Annotated in this window: 4 protein-coding genes; 1 reads left to right on the top strand and 3 read right to left on the bottom strand. The window is 75.2% G+C overall.

Annotation, left to right across the window (positions count from 1 at the left end; translation table 11 throughout):
• Window positions 1-155 precede the first annotated feature (155 nt).
• Together B7L92_RS27170 and B7L92_RS27165 are read right to left on the bottom strand one after the other, a co-directional pair.
• On the bottom strand, window positions 156-500 hold the full coding sequence (locus tag B7L92_RS27170) for an antibiotic biosynthesis monooxygenase family protein (RefSeq protein WP_081240004.1): 345 nt from the start codon (window positions 498-500) through the stop codon (window positions 156-158).
• A gap of 95 nt (window positions 501-595) precedes the next feature.
• Window positions 596-1,564, bottom strand: coding sequence for an SCO2400 family protein (locus B7L92_RS27165; RefSeq protein ID WP_081240003.1), 969 nt, complete (start codon window positions 1,562-1,564; stop codon window positions 596-598).
• A 278-nt stretch (window positions 1,565-1,842) separates the two neighbouring features.
• Here B7L92_RS27165 and B7L92_RS27160 point away from each other — a divergent pair, with 278 nt between their 5' ends.
• Window positions 1,843-2,994, top strand: a complete 1,152-nt coding sequence (locus B7L92_RS27160) for a sugar ABC transporter substrate-binding protein (RefSeq protein ID WP_081240002.1) — start codon at window positions 1,843-1,845, stop codon at window positions 2,992-2,994.
• A gap of 61 nt (window positions 2,995-3,055) precedes the next feature.
• Here the strand turns inward: B7L92_RS27160 and B7L92_RS27155 are convergent, their stop codons facing one another.
• Window positions 3,056-3,415 (bottom strand): GvpU-like protein, encoded by a 360-nt coding sequence (locus B7L92_RS27155; RefSeq protein ID WP_081240001.1) that lies wholly within the window; start codon window positions 3,413-3,415, stop codon window positions 3,056-3,058.
• Window positions 3,416-3,601 lie beyond the last annotated feature (186 nt).

The raw sequence follows: 3,601 nt of genomic DNA, 5'->3' as shown, positions 1-3,601 counted from the left end.
CGCTGGTGCTGGCCGTCCTGACCGAACACCCCGACCGCGGGGCCGCCCCCAGCGACCCGCTGATCGCCGAGGCCACCCGCCGCACGCTCACCGCCCTCACCTGACCCGGGCGCTCCGGCCGCGCCCGGGCACCGGTGGCGTCGGCCCTGCCGGTGTCAGCCCTGCCGGGGCCCGGTCTGCTGGACCACCTCGAACGACCACAGCGTCGCGTCCGTGGCCGCCGGCTTGGGCCGGTCGCCCGACGCGCCCTCGCCGCCGTGCGCGCCGCCACCGCCGTGCGCGGCCTGGCCGCGGCCGGCCATCCAGCGCTGGAAGTCCTCCTCGGTCCGCCAACGGGTGTAGACGAGGTAGGTGTCGGTGCCCTCGACGGGCCGCAGCAGCTCGAACCACTCGAACCCGTCCGAGCTCTCCACCGCTCCCGCCCGCGCGGCGAACCGCTGCTCCAGCGTCTCGCGCTGCTCCTCGGGGACGGTGAGTACGTTGATCTTGACGATGCTCATACCCGTGATTCTTCCGCAGGACGGCCGGGGACGTGCGGGGGGACGTACGGAAGGGGGCGGCGCACCCCCGCCGCACCCCCGGCGCGGGCCCGGCGTCAGCCGAGGCAGACGACCAGCAGACAGAGCCGGGGCGAGGAGTCCGGCGAGGTCGTCGACGGGGCGGTGGGCGTGGAAGGCGTGGCGGGCGCGGGCTGCTGCGTGCCGTCGTGGTCCGCGCCGCCGCTCCCCCCGGTACCGCCGGCCGCGGGGGGCGGTACCGCCGGCCGCCCCGCCGCACCGGAGTCCGCCGCCGCGGAGCCGGAGCCCGCGGAGCCTGAACCGGGGGAGCCGGTGCCGGAGGCCGAGCCGGTGGCCGTCTCCGGGGCGGAGACCGACCCAGTGGCCCGGGACGGCACCGACTCCTGCGTGCGCGCGCTGCTCGCGCCGTCCGCGCGGGTGCCGGAGGGCGCGGTGGACGCCGGGGCGCCACCGTCCGGACGCCGGTTCCCCTCCTCGGCCGAGGGCGGCCGGGTGGAACTTCCCGGGGCGGACGGGTGGGCGCCGGGCGGGGTCGCGGGCCCGGTGTCGACGTACCGGTCCGCGGGTCCCTCCGCGCCGCCCATGCCCGTGACGTCGGGTGCCGCGGCGGCCTGGGCGCGGTCACCGGACCCCCGGTCCATCGAGGCGAGGGTCAGTCCGCCGCCGGCGAAGGCCACGGCCGTCGCGACCAGGGCACGCCGCTGGGTCTTCTTCCACCGGGCCAGCTGCCGCCGGCGTGCCGCCCGTCCGGTGGGCGCGGACAGCGCGGGCGGGGCCTCTTCCGGCGGTACGTCCCCCGGCGGTACGTCCTCCGCGGGGGCGGACCCCACCGCCGTACCGTCACCGGGGCGGCCGGCCCCCGGACGACCGGAACCACCGGAACCACCGGAAGGCGTCACGGCCGCCGCCGCGGCCTCGGGTGCCGTCGCCCCCGGGACGGGGTGGCCGCCGATCACGGCGGGGGCGATGTCCGGGGCGTAGGCACCGCAACCGGGGCACACCAGGGCGCCGTTCAGGTGCCGACGACACGTGGAGCAGTAGTCCATCCGCTGTCTTCCTCTGTCTTCCTCTGCCTTCCGGGGCGGTCCGACGACGCCCGCCGAAGGGAGGAGCCGGGGCGGGAACAGCCACGCTAACGAGCCCCACGCGTCCCTGTGTGCAGTCCGTGTGCCACTCCTGCACACATTCTCTGCCCGCCGCGCGAGAATGCCGTGAGCATGCACGTCGCACCGGCCCGGCGACGGTCCGTGCGGTGGCCACCGGCCGACGCGGCAGGGCAAGTTGGGGGCACCACCCCGGCCCTCTCGCCCGGAAGGCACCTGTCGTGAACCCCCGTACCGCCCGTACCGCCCCCTCCGCGCACGCCTCCGGACGTCGCTCCGCCGTGGCCCTGACCGCCGTCCTGTCGGCCCTCTCGCTCTCCGCGTGCGGGGTCCTCGACCTGGCCGGCGGCGACGTCGCACCGGGCTCGTCGCACCGGAACGACATCACCGTGGGCCTGCTGCTGCCCGACCGGGACACGGCGCGCTTCGAGAAGTTCGACCACCCCCTCATCGAGGAGCGGGTCTCCGCCCTCACCGACCGGCGGGGCAAGGTCGTCTACGCGAACGCCGAGGGGAGCGAGGAGAGGCAGAGCGAGCAGTTCGGGAGGATGGTCGCCGACGGGGTCGACGTGATCCTGGTGAACGCGGTGGACGCCGGGGCCGTCGCGCCCGCCGTGGAGAAGGCCCGGGAAGCGGGCATCCCCGTCATCGCCTACGACCGTCTCGCCGAGGGCCCGGTCGACGCGTACGTCTCGCACGACAACGAACTCGTCGGCGAGTTGCAGGGCCGCGCGCTGGTGGAGGCCCTCGGCGCCGACGCCGAGGACGACAAGGTCGTCATGATGAACGGCGAGCCCGCCGACCCCAACACGGCGCTGTTCAAGAAGGGCGCGCTCAGCGAGCTGAACGGCAGGGTGGACATCGTCGGGTCGTACGACACGCAGAAGTGGCTGCCGCGGGTCGCCAAGGCGAACATGCGCAAGGCGATCCGGACCGTGGGGGCCGGCAACGTCGCCGCGGTCTACTCGGCGAACGACGGCATGGCCGGCGCCGTCATCGAGGCGCTGGAGGAGGCGGGCGTCACCGACCTCCCGCCGGTGACCGGGCAGGACGCGGACCTGGCGGCGGTGCGGCGGATCGTCTCGGGCGCGCAGCACATGACGGTGTACAAGTCGTTCCTGCTGGAGGCGCAGGGGGCCGCCGACATGGCGGTGGCCAAGGTCCGGGACCGCGACATCGAGTTCGACGCGCTGACCCGGGACCGGGTGGACAGCCCGACGCGGAAGGACATCCCGGCGATGCTGGTCCCGGTCGTCGCCCTCACCGAGGACAACATCGCGGACACGGTGGTCCAGGACGGCGTCTACACCGTCGAGGACATCTGCACGGCACCGCACGCCGCGGCCTGCGCGGAGATCGGCCTGACGCCGTAGCCGTCCCTCGAACTCCGTGGCCGCCCTCGGACTTCGTGGCCGTCCCCGGACTTCGTGACCGTCAGCCGTCGGAGTACCCGATGGCCCCCACGGTCCACGCGCTCACGTCGGCGAGCGCGACGCGGTACATGCCACCGGTGTCCGGGATGCCGTAGCTCCCCTGGAGGATCTTGGCGACGTGGAAGTGGAGGTGGGTGGGCGGGGCGGTGCGCCCGGCGGGTGCGGTGAACGGCGCGGCGAAACGCCCCAGCCGGTCGGAGTCCCGCAGCACCTCGGCCACGCGCTCCCGCCACATGGCCTCGGGTGCCAGCCGTCCCGTGATGACGGCCCCGGGGACCACCACGGTGAGGGACATCTGACTGTCCTGCTCCGCCTCCACCATCGTGGCGATGTCGACGAGCAGACCATCAGGGTGCGACATGGTGGATGAGCGTAGCCGAGTGTGGGCGCCGCGTGGTGCCCCGGGTCGCTTTCGACATGCCGATCGCCGTAACCGGCGCCGCACCTTCCGGAAGTCACCCCGGCGCCGACCCGGCCGCGCCGCGCCGCGGCCCCCACCGCTTCCGCGCCCGCCCGCCTCGTGACGCGGCCGGCTGTCAGTCGCCCC

This window comes from Streptomyces viridosporus, assembly GCF_002078235.1.
GTDB classification, from domain to species: Bacteria; Actinomycetota; Actinomycetes; order Streptomycetales; family Streptomycetaceae; genus Streptomyces; species Streptomyces viridosporus.
This window is presented reverse-complemented; position numbering and strand designations above follow the sequence as displayed.